At 35.7% G+C, this 14,808-nt stretch carries 18 protein-coding genes and 2 pseudogenes; 4 read left to right on the top strand and 16 right to left on the bottom strand.

Annotated elements, in window-relative coordinates:
* Positions 1-20 precede the first annotated feature (20 nt).
* From JNUCC74_RS06165 to JNUCC74_RS06110, 12 genes are all read right to left on the bottom strand, one after another.
* A complete protein-coding gene (locus tag JNUCC74_RS06165; RefSeq protein ID WP_454067326.1) occupies positions 21-1,502 on the bottom strand; it encodes a flagellar hook-associated protein 2 in 1,482 nt (493 codons plus the stop codon).
* Positions 1,503-1,532: 30 nt separating this feature from the next.
* On the bottom strand, positions 1,533-1,889 hold the full coding sequence (gene flaG, locus JNUCC74_RS06160) for a flagellar protein FlaG (RefSeq protein ID WP_245799788.1): 357 nt from the start codon (positions 1,887-1,889) through the stop codon (positions 1,533-1,535).
* Between the two features lie 384 nt (positions 1,890-2,273).
* Positions 2,274-2,492 carry a carbon storage regulator CsrA gene (gene csrA, locus JNUCC74_RS06155; protein ID WP_077320006.1) on the bottom strand — a complete coding sequence of 73 codons (219 nt, stop codon included), beginning with the start codon at positions 2,490-2,492 and terminating at the stop codon, positions 2,274-2,276.
* A 3-nt stretch (positions 2,493-2,495) separates the two neighbouring features.
* The gene (gene fliW, locus JNUCC74_RS06150; RefSeq protein WP_454067325.1) at positions 2,496-2,945 is read right to left on the bottom strand and encodes a flagellar assembly protein FliW; all 450 of its coding nucleotides are present in this window, start codon (positions 2,943-2,945) and stop codon (positions 2,496-2,498) included.
* A 59-nt stretch (positions 2,946-3,004) separates the two neighbouring features.
* Positions 3,005-3,583 carry a DUF6470 family protein gene (locus JNUCC74_RS06145; protein WP_454067324.1) on the bottom strand — a complete coding sequence of 193 codons (579 nt, stop codon included), beginning with the start codon at positions 3,581-3,583 and terminating at the stop codon, positions 3,005-3,007.
* 63 nt (positions 3,584-3,646) lie between these two features.
* The gene (gene flgL, locus JNUCC74_RS06140) at positions 3,647-4,528 is read right to left on the bottom strand and encodes a flagellar hook-associated protein FlgL (RefSeq protein WP_077320003.1); all 882 of its coding nucleotides are present in this window, start codon (positions 4,526-4,528) and stop codon (positions 3,647-3,649) included.
* Positions 4,529-4,539: 11 nt separating this feature from the next.
* Complete coding sequence (flgK, locus tag JNUCC74_RS06135; RefSeq protein ID WP_454067323.1) at positions 4,540-6,054, bottom strand: flagellar hook-associated protein FlgK; 1,515 nt, start codon at positions 6,052-6,054, stop codon at positions 4,540-4,542.
* Between the two features lie 14 nt (positions 6,055-6,068).
* A complete protein-coding gene (locus JNUCC74_RS06130; RefSeq protein WP_454067322.1) occupies positions 6,069-6,563 on the bottom strand; it encodes a flagellar protein FlgN in 495 nt (164 codons plus the stop codon).
* A gap of 33 nt (positions 6,564-6,596) precedes the next feature.
* Positions 6,597-6,857 carry a flagellar biosynthesis anti-sigma factor FlgM gene (flgM, locus tag JNUCC74_RS06125; RefSeq protein WP_454067321.1) on the bottom strand — a complete coding sequence of 87 codons (261 nt, stop codon included), beginning with the start codon at positions 6,855-6,857 and terminating at the stop codon, positions 6,597-6,599.
* Positions 6,858-6,932: 75 nt separating this feature from the next.
* A complete protein-coding gene (locus JNUCC74_RS06120; protein ID WP_454067320.1) occupies positions 6,933-7,352 on the bottom strand; it encodes a TIGR03826 family flagellar region protein in 420 nt (139 codons plus the stop codon).
* A gap of 113 nt (positions 7,353-7,465) precedes the next feature.
* Positions 7,466-8,143 carry a ComF family protein gene (locus JNUCC74_RS06115; protein ID WP_454067319.1) on the bottom strand — a complete coding sequence of 226 codons (678 nt, stop codon included), beginning with the start codon at positions 8,141-8,143 and terminating at the stop codon, positions 7,466-7,468.
* A gap of 1 nt (position 8,144) precedes the next feature.
* Positions 8,145-9,551 (bottom strand): DEAD/DEAH box helicase, encoded by a 1,407-nt coding sequence (locus tag JNUCC74_RS06110; RefSeq protein ID WP_454067318.1) that lies wholly within the window; start codon positions 9,549-9,551, stop codon positions 8,145-8,147.
* 462 nt (positions 9,552-10,013) lie between these two features.
* On the opposite strand from JNUCC74_RS06110, the gene JNUCC74_RS06105 reads away from it, so the two are divergent.
* The 4 genes and pseudogenes from JNUCC74_RS06105 to JNUCC74_RS06090 all read left to right on the top strand — a co-directional run bounded on the left by JNUCC74_RS06105 (position 10,014) and on the right by JNUCC74_RS06090 (position 12,429).
* Positions 10,014-10,322, top strand: a complete 309-nt coding sequence (locus JNUCC74_RS06105; protein ID WP_454067317.1) for an SCP2 sterol-binding domain-containing protein — start codon at positions 10,014-10,016, stop codon at positions 10,320-10,322.
* Positions 10,323-10,580: 258 nt separating this feature from the next.
* Positions 10,581-10,802, top strand: coding sequence for a hypothetical protein (locus tag JNUCC74_RS06100; protein WP_454067316.1), 222 nt, complete (start codon positions 10,581-10,583; stop codon positions 10,800-10,802).
* Positions 10,795-11,799: pseudogene (locus JNUCC74_RS06095) on the top strand (AMP-binding protein); the annotation flags it as partial. The gene JNUCC74_RS06100 and the pseudogene JNUCC74_RS06095, both read left to right, overlap by 8 nt.
* Before the next feature lie 192 nt (positions 11,800-11,991).
* Positions 11,992-12,429, top strand: a complete 438-nt coding sequence (locus JNUCC74_RS06090) for a hypothetical protein (protein ID WP_454067846.1) — start codon at positions 11,992-11,994, stop codon at positions 12,427-12,429.
* 428 nt (positions 12,430-12,857) lie between these two features.
* Here JNUCC74_RS06090 and JNUCC74_RS06085 read toward each other — a convergent pair whose 3' ends face one another.
* The 4 genes and pseudogenes from JNUCC74_RS06085 to JNUCC74_RS06070 form a co-directional block, all read right to left on the bottom strand.
* A complete protein-coding gene (locus JNUCC74_RS06085) occupies positions 12,858-13,034 on the bottom strand; it encodes a hypothetical protein (protein WP_454067315.1) in 177 nt (58 codons plus the stop codon).
* A 25-nt stretch (positions 13,035-13,059) separates the two neighbouring features.
* The gene (locus JNUCC74_RS06080; protein ID WP_454067314.1) at positions 13,060-13,362 is read right to left on the bottom strand and encodes a hypothetical protein; all 303 of its coding nucleotides are present in this window, start codon (positions 13,360-13,362) and stop codon (positions 13,060-13,062) included.
* 98 nt (positions 13,363-13,460) lie between these two features.
* Positions 13,461-14,078 (bottom strand): annotated as a pseudogene (locus JNUCC74_RS06075) (WecB/TagA/CpsF family glycosyltransferase).
* Positions 14,079-14,288: 210 nt separating this feature from the next.
* A complete protein-coding gene (locus tag JNUCC74_RS06070; protein ID WP_454067313.1) occupies positions 14,289-14,633 on the bottom strand; it encodes a hypothetical protein in 345 nt (114 codons plus the stop codon).
* Positions 14,634-14,808: the final 175 nt, after the last annotated feature.

Below are 14,808 nucleotides of genomic sequence, written 5' to 3'. Positions count from 1 at the left end.
TATTCACTCCTTGTCCATTTTTACATGCCACCGCCAAATTGAGATAATAACATCATCGATTGCTGATTCATTTGTGAAATTGCCTTCTCCATTGCTGTAAATTGAGCCCAATACCGTTTCTCCACTCGCTCAATCCGATTCTCATACGCTTCGATACGCTCATCTAACTCCTTCATTTGCTTCCCTAAAGTATAACTATCTAATGAAAGAGTTGTGGTTTTTCCAGCTTTATCCCCAATTTGCTGCATCGTCCTATTAACCGAATCCTCGAGCCTGTTGATAAGTCCCCGAGATTCACCCTCTTCCCTGTTGTAAAACAACTTTCGTACTTCTTCCGGATTATCGCGAAGTGCATCCTTTAGTTTATCCGGATCTTCTATAATTAACTTTCCGCCATCTAAATAATTAGGTGATGTACTAATACCTAACTGTGTCAGTGACGTATATTCTCCACCAGTTTCCACTTTTTGATACCAGCTTTGCCGTAAACTATAAAGTCCATTAGTGATAACAGGTTCACCACGTAATAAACCACTTTTAGCACGTTCTTCCCATAGTTCAATTTGTTTATCCGACATTTCTTCCTTTTGTTTATCGGTCAATGGTTGATAATCTCGATAAATTCTCTCAAACTGTGGAGAATTAAATGCCTCCACAACCTCATTATATTTATCCACGAAATTCTTAATCTTTTCATAAGCAGCTTCTACATCATTGTCAATCGTTAAACTGGCGTTTTTACCATTGGTAGTATTTTTAAATTGTAAGTCAATACCATTTATCGTATAGGAATTTGTTTTTGATTCCATGATAATTCCACTATTATTATATTCAAACTTGGCATTATTCCCACCTTTTTCATTAGCCATATCCATCTTCAGAGTTGTAGCTAAAAACGAAGTGTCTGCAAATATAATTTCGCTTCCATTTTCATTAAAGTTACCGGTTCGTGTTGTTTCCATAATTACTTTTTTACTCGCCTCATCATAAAACATACGCACATTATTATCATCTTTGGAAATTTTTTCCATAACTGTGTTCAGTGTATCGCCCGCTTGGATGGTATACGTATATTTCTCTTCTTTTCCTTCTTTATTTACTGTACTAAAAGCGATTACTTCACCAGCTGTTAACGGTTGAGTCGGATCAATCTCAATCGGGTTTTTACTTACATTAATTGCCGAGCTTGCTAATTGATCCACTCTTACCTGATATGTTCCATTGGATGTTGCTGTAGTTGCTGTTGCTGTAACTGCATCCTCAAGAGATGAGCTGACGATCTTTGAATTATAGGTTGTGCTATATTTCATCTCATTCCGAATTAGATTATCCAATTCGCTAAGCTTAGTGTTAATTTTTCGAAAGGCATCGCGTTTCCATTCAAGTTTTGTTCGATCCTGTTCCATTTTATCTAATGGAATTCGTTCTGCCGATATTAATTTCTCTACTATCTTTTCAAGTTCCATACCACTAGCTAAACCAACGCCGACTCGCATTACCATTATGCTCTCCCCTTTATCAAAATTAGCCTTCTAAATTTTTTCGTCAATTAAAATCCCCATAAATTCTGCCATATCTGCATACATATCCAGCATTTTTTTCGGAGGAATTTCTTTAATTACTTCCTTTGTTAACGGATTAATCACCTTTACATAATATTCGCCCAGTTTTTCATGATAGGTAAATTGCAAATCTGTTCTGAGCGGTTCGATAAATTCATTTAGCTTGGTGACCGCCGTTTTAATATTATTTTTTGTCATCCCTAAGCTAAATTTTTTATCTTCATTCGTCTGTTCATGATTAAGTTTCGCATCGACTGTTCCGCTATTATGTTGATTTCGAAGCTTAACAGGTACCCCCGTTCCTATTTGCTCTAACCGCATATCCATCTTACTTCACAACCTTTTTATTTTTATATCGGTATATAAATAAAAAGGTTGAAGTAAACTAGTGATTTTATTAAACGATGCAATTCCTAAAAGTAAACTTCATTCTAAGAGCAACTTTCTCCTTGCTGTTAGAAAAAGCCTAAAGTTTTATACTTTCCTATAGTGGAACAAAGGCTAACATTTCTGGGGCATTCTTGAGAAATACGATATGTCGCTTGCAATGTTTTTTCTTGCCCTGTCTCCCTGAACGAATAGGATATTTAGTCCCGCTAAGACTTCTTATCTATAACTCTTAAAACGGCAGTCTTGTAACACTTAGATTCAGAATAAAATTTTTCTTAAATCGATTGCTCGATAGAGATCTCTTTCCGATAAAAACAGAAGTTATTTTTGTTTTAACATATCAATGAATCCATTTGGAATCTTGGCTGCCTGATTATTTTCATGTTTTATCTCTAAATAGAGCTCTTTTCGATAAATATCCATTGAAGCAGGAGCGCTAATGCCAATTTTCACTTGATCGCCTTCAATAGCAAGCACTTTAACTTCAATATCCTCTCCAAGCTGAATGGATTCATTTCGTTTTCTCGTTAATACAAGCATTCCTTATTCCCCTTTCCCACTTGGAGAGTTCAACGCAGTTATTGAAACTCTTGTTGAATATTTATCTGAATTAATAACAAATTGCTTTCCTTGTTGTTTATTAGCATTGATAATAATGGGCGCTTGCAGATTCATCGTGCTAGTGTCAAACGGCTGCTTCAATGTGACAATAGAAAGCACAACAATTTCTGTTTCATCCGATAGCTGTAATGCTTTTACAATTCCATCATCCAGTTTAAATGTATAATCCTCATACAATTGGTATGGGTTAACAACAATAAACGCAATCTCTTTCCTTTTAATGGATTGCAAAATTTGAAACAATGGATTGTCGGGAAAATCGAGTAGAACAAATTCCGTCTCTTGCGGGAATCCCAAGATACCGGTTGGAAAATGAATCATATTTGTAGGTGTTACATCTATTTCACCAAAATATTTTGTTGCGAGTAGCATATAGAATCTCCTTCCTTACAGCCCTTAAGGCCTTCGTAAAACCTTACAGCAAACTTAAATTAAACGTTCTGTGCTTCCTCATCTGGATAAGCAACTTCAATGGTAAGATGTTGATATTGCTTCATCCGAATGTTTACCTCACCTTTTTCATAATCATGCTCTACTTGCTTCGGTCTTGCGTTAGTAATTGGTCGATGAGTTTGTACATCAATTTGCAGTTGTGAAGGCTGGTAGCTCGTTTTTACCGAAAAAGGAGATGGAATAAAGGTAATACCTAATCTTTTCATCGGCGGAAAAGCATTTTGTACTGCTTGTGTAATCGCCGGTTTTCCTTTATGTTCAATTTTCATTAATTCTGTCCCTTGTTGTGCTCGTCGGGCTATTCCGTCTAAGACAGCCTGTTTTCCCTCCTGAGCAAATTTTTCATTACGTTTTAAAATATTCATTAAATTCATATCTTCAAAGGCTTTTGTTTGGTCAATTGTTAGTCTTGACGGTGTGGTTCGCATCCTTATTTCCGGTTTTGGTTGCTGAATCGATATATCTGCTTTTGGCTGACGGATCACCTGCTTGCTAGGAGTTTGCTGAATCTCAATTTGCGCCATTTGTGATTGCATTCGGAGTTGTGGCATTTTCATCGTTAAACAGCTCCCTTTCTTATGGACAAAACCCTGTCACCCAAACGGGACAGGGTCTTCGGCTTATCTCAGAAAATCAATGAGCGTGGGCTGAATAATTCGTGAGCCTGTGGCCATTGCTGCTCGATGCAAACTTTCCTGAGTAATTAAATTGGTAATCGCTTCTGCATAGTTAACATCTTCATTATCAGACATTGTTTTAGTAGCAATATTTTTTTGTTCACTGAGTCGATTTTCGATGAGCTCCAACCGATTCATTCTTGCTCCCAAGTCTGCTCTGGAATCAATAATTTGATTGATCGCTGTCTCGATTTCACCGATACTTTCACCAATACTCTCTCCAATTCCGTCTACATCTGAGTTTTCCAGTTTTTGAATAAAAGAGTCAATCGTATCAAAAAAGCCATTGCCAAATACAGATTCTCCATTAACATTAACTTGCAAATCAATACCAGCTGCCACCGGGATATGCACCGGGTTTGTATTTGGCGAAAAGTTACCATTTTTATCAAACGGAGAATTGGTTGTATCTGTTCCGTTAAAGAGGTATCTTCCATTGACTTGTGTATCAGCTATACTTTTTAAATGTTCTTTTAACTGTTCTGCTTCACTTTTAATACTTGCATATTCTTCTCTATCATTGGTAGCATTACTCGCTTTTACTGCCAATTCACGTAATTTTTGCATCGCCTTTGTTGCTTTATCTAAAGCAGCATCTGAATTATCCATCCAATTATGTCCTTCACTTGTGTTACGTAAATATTGCTCTGCTTCATTTACTTGACTGCGATAATTGATTCCCTTCATCGCAACAACCGGGTTATCAGATGGACGGTTTATTTTCTTACCAGTGTATAATTGCTCCATATATTTATCGAGCTTCATATAACTATTGGATAAATTGCGCAACATATTATTTGAGAGCATGTTTTGCGTAATTCTCATATCCTAATCTCCTACCTTCCAACAAGTCCCATGTTATTAATAATTCGATCAAGCATCTCATCAATAGTCGTCATACTTCTTGCAGCTGCATTATATGCATGTTGAAATTTAATCATGTTTGTCATTTCTTCATCTAACGATACACTGCTAACAGACATGCGTTTTTCCTCTATTTGCGAACGAAGTACTGCCGTGTTTTCCATCCTATTATTTGCTTCTTGTGCCTTTACTCCCATCTCACCAATTATGGATTGAAAAAAACTTTTTATCGATGTATTGTTGCCTAATGGATTACCGTCTAAATTTCTATTGTTAAAAACTTCAGCAAGTGCTTTTGCATTTGCTCCTTCTCCGTCTGTCTCATTCGTACTGGCTGCGATTTTATCACGATTATCCATAATTTCTTGATTAACAGTAATGCCTGCAGCACCAGTCATTCCATTTTTAAACACAAAAAAGTCGATTCCATCTGTTCCATCAAGTGCTTTTCCACTTCGGTGAACTTTATTAAATTCTTCAACTATTGTATTTGCCATTTTATCTAAGTCACGGAGCATATCCGTATATGTACCAATAACATTACCATCGCCATCAAAATCATGACCATACGATTCAATTAACCCTTTTAATGTTCCATTAGAAGACAAGATATCCGCTTCTGTACCATTTACTGTAACAGAATTAACAGCCGAATAATCATCATTACCATAAGTAACGGCCAATTCATTGACTTGTTCATCATCTACTAAGATAATACTAGGCTGAAAGGATTCCCCATCATCATTGACAAGTTCAATCGTAGCAATTCCATCAGCAATATTAGGCGAAGTTTCACTACTTTTAGAATAGGTTACTTTAATATTGAGTTTACTGGATAGTTCATCAATTAAATTGTCTCTTCGATCATATAAGTCATTTGGTAAATAACCGTGCGGTTCCAGTTCGCTAATCTGTTCATTTAAGCTGGCTATTTGTCTTAATAAAGAATTTGTATCGCCAACTGTCGTATCAATTTGGCTTCGTAAGTCAGCACGATTCGACGATAATGATTTGGATAAATGATTGAAAGCTTCTGTAACCGCTAAACCTCGGTGAGCTACAACCGATCTGGCACCTGAATTATCGGGATTAACGGCTAAATCCTGTAATGCATTCCAGAACTCATCAATTGTTTTGCTAAGTCCACTTTTAGATGGTTCATTTAAAAGTGTCTCCATTCTGCTTAAGGCATCTGCTTTTGTGGACCAATAACTTTGTCTGCTATTTTCAGAGCGAAATTGATAATCTAAAAACTTCGTTCGCATACGTTGAACAGACCCAACTTGCACACCAGTTCCCATTTGACCTGGAATTTCCGGACGATTTCGGGAAGCTGCTGGGTATGGTGGCATTGTTTCAAAATTCACCCGTTGTCTCGTATAACCTTTCGTATTAGCATTAGATATATTATGCCCAGTAGTATATAGCGCTGCTTGTTGGGCAAAAAGCGCTTGTTTTGCCATCTCTAATCCGTGAAAAGTACTCATGCCCTACCTCCTTATCATGCTTTGGAATCGAATAAAGACTGTGTAGCCGATTCATTTTGCTTATCACTTGCACTCCCATAGTTAATCGATTGAATCGTTGGGTTTATAAGATCTAGAGAATACTGAACAAATTGCATCGATTGCTGAATCAGCGCATAATTTAATCCCTCTTGTTGTTTAAGTAAAGTAACTACTTCTGTGAGCCTTGTTGTTATATCGAGCAATTTTGTTTTCAGTTGTCCAGTCTCCAGACTGTTCAGCAACATTGTGATCGTATGTTCTTCTTCTGCTAAATCATTTGCTGCAAACCACTCTGTCACCAGCTTCATTCGCTCTGTTTCCGCTTTTTCAACTTTACGAATTTGCTTTCTTTCTTGAGCTATTAACGTCATTAATGTATCCATCGAACCAGTTTTAACAGCCTCTGTCTTTTTTCTAGAAAGTTCAAGTAGCCCGTTATGGAGTTCAAGAAGTTTTTCTAACGCATGTATAATTGCCGGTACTGTCAAGCAAAAACCTCCTTCCAAAGTAAAAGATTACACCTATTTTCCTCTCCAGAAATCCAACATTTTTTGTGCTGTTTTTTCATAGTTTATTTCATATTCACCTGAGGCAACAGCCTCTTTTAATCGCTCCACTTTTTCAGCTCGTTGAGGGCTTGGTTTTTCTTCTTGTTGCAACTGCTTTGCTCGATTTGATATTTCAATCTGATCATTCTTCATTTCTTGCTTAACATCCATTTGCTTATGATATGGTTTTTTATACGGATTAAAATTAAATTGATTTGGACCATTAATTTTCACTTCCGTCTCACCTCTTTTACAGCTCTTTCCGATTACTTTGACTCTGTTTTTTATATCGGCTATAAAAAAATAATTTTAAAGCTCTTTATCATCAAACATATAATAGGTTCGTTTTTTTTCTCGCTCTTCCTTTTCATTCATCCTATCTTCCAGTTCTTCATGTTGTTCTAAATCTTTCCGCAGCTTTTCAAGACAAGCTTGGCACAAATTTCCTGAAGTAATTTTTTTACCGCAATGACTACAAGGATAGCCGATATTCGGAAATTCTGTAGGCAATAATCGTTTTTCTTTAATAAATTTAATGATTAGTTCCTCTTCTACTCCTGTATGCTTAACAATTTCCGTCATAGTTGCTTCTCGGTTTTTCCTTTGGCGCATAAACTGATATACCTTTTGAAATGCTTCTTCTTCTTTTTCATAGCACGCTCTGCAAATGGTTCGGGTTCCTTTTAAAAATAAGTTACCACATTGTGCACAGTTTGCCAGTTCTGCCATGATTATTCCCCCGCTTCCAAAAAATAGATGATCAAAATATTTCTATTATCGAATCATTTTTCATCAAGTTGAAACATCATTTATTCCAAGTTTAAGTATAACATGAACATTCGTTATCCTCGAATTAGTGTTAAAGCGCAAACAAAAGGACAGCCTTGCTCCAATAGAACTTTACCAGCATGCCTTAATGTAGTACCGGTTGTATATATATCATCGACCAAAATGACTGGTTTGTTAATAGCTTTTTCCACAATAAATGGATTTACTGATTGAATTCTTTCGTTCCTTGTTTTCTTAGACTGCTTTTCGCTAGTTGAACGCTCTAATATTTCCATAGATCGAACGGGAAGAAATTTCGCAAGCATTGCCGCTTGATTAAAACCTCGTTCTAATTGTCTTGGCTCGCTTAATGGAATTGGAACTGCAACGATATTTTTTGGTAAGGAAGAACGAACTTTGCCAAAGTTAGCAGCAAAAACGTGTTGAAAAATATAACCAAGTGCACCATCTCCTCTGTATTTCCACCTGCTAATGATTTCCTTCATAAAGTTATTGTAATGATAAACAGAATAATTAAATTGAATCGTATCTCGTTCAGGCAAATGCTCCCACCATAAGCAATATTTGCACTTGTTTCTCTCACTCGGTCGACTGCATATAAGACAGCGAGAACCCTTAATAATAATCAATGATTCTTCACAAGTACTGCATAATGGTTTTCGTTCGGGTAAAATGAGTGTTTTCCAAGTCAGTTCCAGGACAATTAGTTGCTGGCAATAGAGGCATTTCATGTTAAGTAAATCCTCCTAATCGATTCATTGCTTGAATGGCTCGGATTGCTCGTACCATCGAATTTGTTTTACCATCATGAAAGAAAACAACTTCACCAGTAGGATCATCCGCACTTCGGCCTGCCCTTCCGGAAATTTGTACTAACGCTGCTTCATCAAAGACAGAATGACCGGCATGAATAACTGCTACATCCACTGAGGGGAAAGTTACACCACGTTCTAAGATTGTTGTTGTCACGATAGCCTTAAGCGTTTTATTTCTAAATTGGGAAACTTTTTGTTCTCGATCTGGATCGGCCGCATAAACAGAGGTTATTTCTGATGATACTTGTATCACATTTTCGCTTCGGAGCAGCTCTGTTAAATCTTGGACCATTAATTTTGTTAAAGTAATGGTGGGCAAAAAAATTAATAATTGCCGTTGTTTGTTTTTACGGTGACGCAACCATTTTTTAAACGCTCGCGGTACATTTCCTCGTTTCAAATCCCTTTGTAAGAAAAAGCATATACGCCTGACAGGTACTGGAAGCGGAAATCCATGATAGCGGGTTGGAACGAACACATGGTCAAGCTGCTTTAACTGCATTTGCCTACGCTGTTGTTGTCGTGGTGTAGCAGTTAGATAAATGGTCGTTCCAGTTGGTTTTAATGCTCTGGCAGTCGCAAATGATAACGATGGATCATTGTGATAAGGAAAAGCATCCAGCTCATCAATTACCATAAAATCGAATGCGTGTTCAAACCGCAGCAATTGATGCGTAGTTGCAATAATGATTTGGGCTGTTCCTCGCTTTTCCTTACTTTGTCCATATAATGCTTGTACAGGTATAGAAGCGAATGCACCTTGAATTCGCGGCAGCAACTCACGGACCACATCGTTCCTTGGTGTTGCGATACAAATTCGCATACCTTGTCGTAACGCCTCCTCGATTCCAGGAAATAACATTTCTGTTTTTCCTGATCCACACACTGCCCACACTAACAAAGAGGCTCGCTGCTGTTTTACCGCTCCGCAAATTGTCTCAGCTGCATTAGTTTGTGCTATCGTAAGCTTTCCTTTCCATGTACATACATCGGGATGGCGTTTCCATTGCAATGGTTTTCCATTCCAACGATATAGAGGTTCTGTTTTCACGACTCTTCCCATTTCTATACAGTTTCGACAATACCAAATGACCTGTTTATGTTGTATACCTAATGGTGCAAATTGAGATTTTTCTTGATTTCCACAGCGCTGACACTTTCTTGAAAAAGTCGTAGAAATAATCGATGGAATGGGGATAAATACATTTTCAGCTAACAAGGAGTGAAACTGATGATCATTTAGAGGTATTTCGTTTCGCAACAAAAGCTTTCCAGAACATCGCTTGGCAAGTTCTAATTCAGAGTCATTCATTATTTCTTTCATAATGGTTCACTTCCTTTATAAGTTAAATTTATAAAACTTCTATTTTTGAAATATACTAATTTTCAAGTATGAAAGATAACTAGATTGTCAACTCCATGTCCCGTGACAAAAACGCATAGGTTAAGATGGAGAAATAATATTCAATAACTAAACATAGTTTATTGAATATAACATAGCATAGAATTGTAACCTTTCTTAATTCGTGTTCCAGATGGTCTAGGGAATATTATTGTTCTATTTCGTTTTGCAATCATTTATCTAACGCTATCCAACTATCATGTTGTTAGTGTTTTTTCTGGAAATTAATACATGACATATCATTTTAGGGGATGTAAATTTATAAGACCATTTACCCGACAATTAACGGGATAGTAAGCAAACTGAACTTCTTATACGATAAAGTATATATCACAAATTAAGGAGGAAAGACCTATGTCAGAAGTTTAACAGATTATAAAAACATTGAACGCAGCTATCAAAGAGAATTCAGCACTTGTTAAAGGAATCAAAGCTGTATATCAATTTCATTTAAAAGATAATGATCCAGATACTTATCAATTCGTGTTACGAGATGAGAATAGCTACATTGCAGAGGGTATAGAAGAAAAAGCAGACTGCACGCTACATATAAAAGCAGATAACTTTATCAAACTAGCGAAAGGAGAATTAAATGGAATAACAGCTTTTTTAAGCGGTAAGTTAAAGATCGAAGGCAATATGGGGATGGCGTTAAAATTAGAAGGCATTTTATCTCGCATGAAGGTTCCATAGGCTTCAAACAAACTTATTATTTAAAGGTTGAGAAAAATAGAAACACTCATCTATTGGTTTCAGGCTTTACTTTCTGTTTTACCTAAGACCTAACTAGTAATTGCTGGCGCTAGAGTCTTAGCGCTAGCTCGGTTTTTATTTATTGATTATTATAAATATTTTATTAGATTTACCCAATAAAAATATATATTATTATTATCCGCATTTCAAGTTATTAACCGAGTTTTTGCTTAATCATTGAAAAAGAGGTGATGGGAGATGAAAGTAGCTAACGTTTTGCAAATGCTGAAGCGTACCGTAGAACAATTTCCTAATAATATAGCTTATCAATGGAAGGAAAAGGGTTCCATTAAAAAAATAGCGTATCAAAATTTATGGAATAGAATTAAAAACTTTGCTACTGGTTTAACATATATTGGTATAAAGCCTGAAGCAAAAGTAGCTATTATTTCAAACAGTAACCCTATGGGCAATTTCTGACTTTGCATTAGCAAACATTTCGGCTGTCAGCGTACCAATATACCCTTCCATTCCTTCCCAACAAGTTGCTTATATTTTAAAAAACTACGATATTACAGCTGCAATCGTTGAAAACAAGGAACAATATGACAAGTTGATCGCAACCGGAGTACAGTTAGATCATATTATTATGATGTATCCAGAACAAATGGATGTCAATAATTTAATGACATTCAAAAAAGTAGAAAATCTTGGAGGTACCTAAAGTCGAACGAATTGGGAACAATTCTATCAATATATTAATCGAGATCAGCTGCTTACCATTATGAACACTTCTGGAACGACAGGCAAACCAAAAGGAGTCATGTTAACACATGGTAATATTTTAGCCAATATAGAAGGAGTTCAATTTTGGTTAGTCGAACTGTTGCCTGAAGACGTTTCGCTTTCCTATTTGCCGCTTTCACATATTTTTGAAAGGCTAGCAGGTCATTATTTACCATTATCTATTGGAACAACGATTATTTATGCAGAAAATATTACAACCATCCCAGAAGATTTGAAAACATTCAAACCAACTATAATGACAAGCGTTCCAAGATTATTTGAAAAAGTGTATACAAAAGTACAAAGTGAAATGGAAAATGGGTCAGCTGTAAAACGAAAAATCTTTAATTGGGCCATATCTGTCGGGGAAGAAAAATATAAATACTATCTAAACGCAACAATCAATCACTATATCTCGCAAGATTATTTACCCAAAAACCTAGCTCGTAAATGGAAAATAGCAAATAAACTTGTTTATCAAAAAGTGAAGAATCAATTAGGTGGGAGATTACGAGGTCTTGTATCTGGTGGAGGAACGTTGAATGAAGAGATAGCAAAGTTTTTCTGGGCTTTAGATATTCCATTACTCGAAGGCTATGGGTTAACGGAAACATCACCTATTATTTCTTCAAATCTAATCATTCGAGCAAAAGCAGGGACAGTTGGTAAATTTTTACCTAATGTCGATTTAAAAATTGCCCAAGATGGAGAAATCTTAGTAAAAGGCCCTAATATTACTGAAGGATATTATAACAATGCCCAAGAAACAGAAAAAGCTTTTGAAGAAGGCTGGTTCAAAACAGGCGATATTGGAAAATTAGATGAAAATGGTTATTTAAAAATTATCGACCGTAAAAAGCGGATTCTTGTTCTATCTACCGGAATGAATGTGGCACCAGCTCCAGTTGAAACGGCTATAAACGAAAGTGCATATATTAGTCAATCGCTTGTAGTTGGTGACAAAAGGAAATACGTGATTACATTGGTAAATCCAGATTACGAAAATTTAATTCCTTGGGCCAAGAAGCGAGGAATGAATACAAATTCCAGAGAAGCACTATGTAATGATAAAAAAGTACAACAACTTTTAAATGAAGAAGTAATCAAGCTAACTAAGAAATTTACGAATTATGCACAGCCTAAAAAAGTAATTATTATTAGCGATGAATGGACCATTGACGGAGGAGAATTAACCCCAAAGCTATCTCTTAAAACAGATATTATTGAAAACAGATATGAAGATTTAATTGACTCTATATACAAAGAAGAAAGCATGGATAATCGGATCGCCGTCACAGCAGGATATAGAAAACATAGCTAACCGAGGCAAGCTTTAGAGCAGGATACTACCTGGTTGCATTTATACGTTCAACATAAAAAATCTACTTCGTGCCTTAACCACTGTCTAAAATTTTGTCTTTTCCTAACGTATAAAGAAAACTAGACTGGAGACAAGTTTTATGGCACAGCTGACTACCTACTTGCTTCGTTGGACACGTAAAACTGACATTCTATAAATAATTTTCTTTTTGAAGTGGGAGTCTTACGGCATCTTACATACGGGAAAAAAGAAGCAAATATAGTTAATTAGCTCCTTTTTATCTTGCTCGAGTTTGTCTATACAGAAATGACTTTAGATCATTCCATGCCTAATTGCATAGGCTACTGCTTCCGTACGATTCTTCGCCTTCATATTTTCTGCATGATTTTTGTAATATAATCTCTTACCGTATACTCACTCAAGTGTACTTAATCAGCAGCACTACTTGTTGATTCTCCATCTGCCATCAATGTTAATACTTCAATTTCTCTTAATGAAAGATGTAGTGTTTTATTGAAGTAATTCATATTAATTTTAAACTTTCCGATAATTTCTCCTGCACTTTGTCCGAACTTAATCAATGCTGTATACGTATCCTGTGACATTGTAAACTGTTTATTTGCTCCTTGATCAAGGAATAGCAGCCCCGATTAATTCATGATTAGAAGCTTTGAAAATTGGCGCTACAACTACAGATTTTAATTGAAATTGTTGAATATACCTGATAGGAAAACTATCTTTAGCATCAGGAATATAAAGCGGCTGTAAAAATTTTATTCCATCACCAAACAATCGTAATAGTTCTAAACCATTGTTAATTAGCGGGAAATTTCGTACATCTTCCGTAATCTCTTGAATTGCTTTTATATCAAATCGATGACCTGATAAACCGATCCCAATTTCATCATTGGGGGAATAGGAAAAATCCCACAACGTTCAAATGGTAAATAACTTGTAAACCCCTTCATTACCAAGTATTTAAACAGATTCCTACTAACATAGGGATCAGAATAGCTCCCTTTCTATCGAAATTATCTGTAACTAATTCTTGTTTCTTCTGATAACCTGATAAATAAATTTTTGGGATAGCTAATTGTCTTTTGACCTTTTTTAGCTGGAACAGAAATCAAACGATACAACCATTCTAAATAAAGTTTTCTCCATATTTCAGGTGTTTCTCTAACATCTCCCGATAACACGTCCAGACCACCTCTGACTTCCAAAACAACCACATTTCCGTAAGAAAAAGACTTTTTGTTTTTATATATCTATTTATCTGAAAAAGGTGCTCCCATCGCTACTATTATAATATCCGGCTTCTTCTGTTGAATTTCTGTTATAATTCCCTTCTCTTCCCAGGTATTAAAAAAACCATGATGCCTGCCCGATATAGTTATACCCGGATATTGAATTGAAATCTTTTCCACAGCTTTTCTATTTGTGTTTTCTTCAGTTCCTAGAAAATAAAAACTCCAACCTAACCCGTCTCCTCTTTCTAATAAATTAATTAAAAGTTCATACCCAGTAACTCTTTCAGAAATAGGATCCCCAAGCCATCTAGATGCTAAAACTATGCCAATCCCATCCGGAGTGATTAAGTCTGCTTCTTTTACAATGCTTTTGAAAAGATCATCGGACTGATATGTCATTGCAATCTCTGGATTAATAGTTATTAGATGGAATATTCCCTTTCTAGTATCGCTTTGTATATGCTCTGTTAAGAGATATACTGTCTCTATTAGAGTAGATTTAGAAAAAGGAATACCTAATTTTTTAATATTGTTCATCACGACTATCTTCCTTTATTAAATTCTTTTGTCTCAGTAATTTCATCATATTAATATCTATTGAGTACGGCCTCATATTTTCTGGTAAACACTTCTCATCCAATCAATTGTTAAAGGAATTCCCTCTGCAATTTTAATCGTTGTTTCATGATTAAAATCACGTTTTGATTTTGTAATATCTACTCTCTTTATTTTTGTTGTTAGCGGTTCAACTTCTTTATAAGTTACCAGGGAGTCCATCTTACTTATATAATCTAAAACAATATCAGAAGCTTCCTTTATACTATGATAATATTCACTACCTATATTGTAGACTTCTCCCTGTTTAAAATTAGTTACTATATTTGCTAATGTTGTTACACAATCTTTTATATATGTACTAGTTCTATAATGATTAGTGTACACTGTATATCGCATGTTATGTAAAGCTCTGTAGCAGAATAGGCAGATGACAACGATAATTGCTATAGTACTCTCCTGGTCCATATGTATTAAATAGTCAAACTACTACTGTTTCGGTTTTATACAATTTTCGAGACATTTCTATTTGAAGTTCATTAACTCTTTTTGAGAAAGCATAATCAATCATTTG

The sequence above is a fragment of the Cerasibacillus sp. JNUCC 74 genome (assembly GCF_053667775.1).
Note: the sequence above shows the minus strand (reverse complement) of the source record. Positions and strands in the feature narration are given on the sequence as shown.

Bases quoted from the DNA above. Each gene is read 5' to 3' on its own strand.
- JNUCC74_RS06115 (WP_454067319.1), bottom strand. From the start codon at position 8,143: ATGAAATGCCTCTATTGCCAGCAACTAATTGTCCTGGAACTGACTTGG.
- JNUCC74_RS06090 (WP_454067846.1), top strand. From the start codon at position 11,992: ATGAATGTGGCACCAGCTCCAGTTGAAACGGCTATAAACGAAAGTGCA.
- csrA (WP_077320006.1), bottom strand. From the start codon at position 2,492: ATGCTTGTATTAACGAGAAAACGAAATGAATCCATTCAGCTTGGAGAG.
- fliW (WP_454067325.1), bottom strand. From the start codon at position 2,945: ATGCTACTCGCAACAAAATATTTTGGTGAAATAGATGTAACACCTACA.
- JNUCC74_RS06085 (WP_454067315.1), bottom strand. From the start codon at position 13,034: ATGTCACAGGATACGTATACAGCATTGATTAAGTTCGGACAAAGTGCA.
- JNUCC74_RS06145 (WP_454067324.1), bottom strand. From the start codon at position 3,583: ATGAAAATGCCACAACTCCGAATGCAATCACAAATGGCGCAAATTGAG.
- flgK (WP_454067323.1), bottom strand. From the start codon at position 6,054: ATGAGTACTTTTCACGGATTAGAGATGGCAAAACAAGCGCTTTTTGCC.
- JNUCC74_RS06100 (WP_454067316.1), top strand. From the start codon at position 10,581: ATGAAAGTAGCTAACGTTTTGCAAATGCTGAAGCGTACCGTAGAACAA.
- JNUCC74_RS06110 (WP_454067318.1), bottom strand. From the start codon at position 9,551: ATGAAAGAAATAATGAATGACTCTGAATTAGAACTTGCCAAGCGATGT.
- flaG (WP_245799788.1), bottom strand. From the start codon at position 1,889: ATGGATATGCGGTTAGAGCAAATAGGAACGGGGGTACCTGTTAAGCTT.
- flgL (WP_077320003.1), bottom strand. From the start codon at position 4,528: ATGAGAATTACGCAAAACATGCTCTCAAATAATATGTTGCGCAATTTA.
- JNUCC74_RS06165 (WP_454067326.1), bottom strand. From the start codon at position 1,502: ATGGTAATGCGAGTCGGCGTTGGTTTAGCTAGTGGTATGGAACTTGAA.
- JNUCC74_RS06120 (WP_454067320.1), bottom strand. From the start codon at position 7,352: ATGGCAGAACTGGCAAACTGTGCACAATGTGGTAACTTATTTTTAAAA.
- JNUCC74_RS06070 (WP_454067313.1), bottom strand. From the start codon at position 14,633: ATGCGATATACAGTGTACACTAATCATTATAGAACTAGTACATATATA.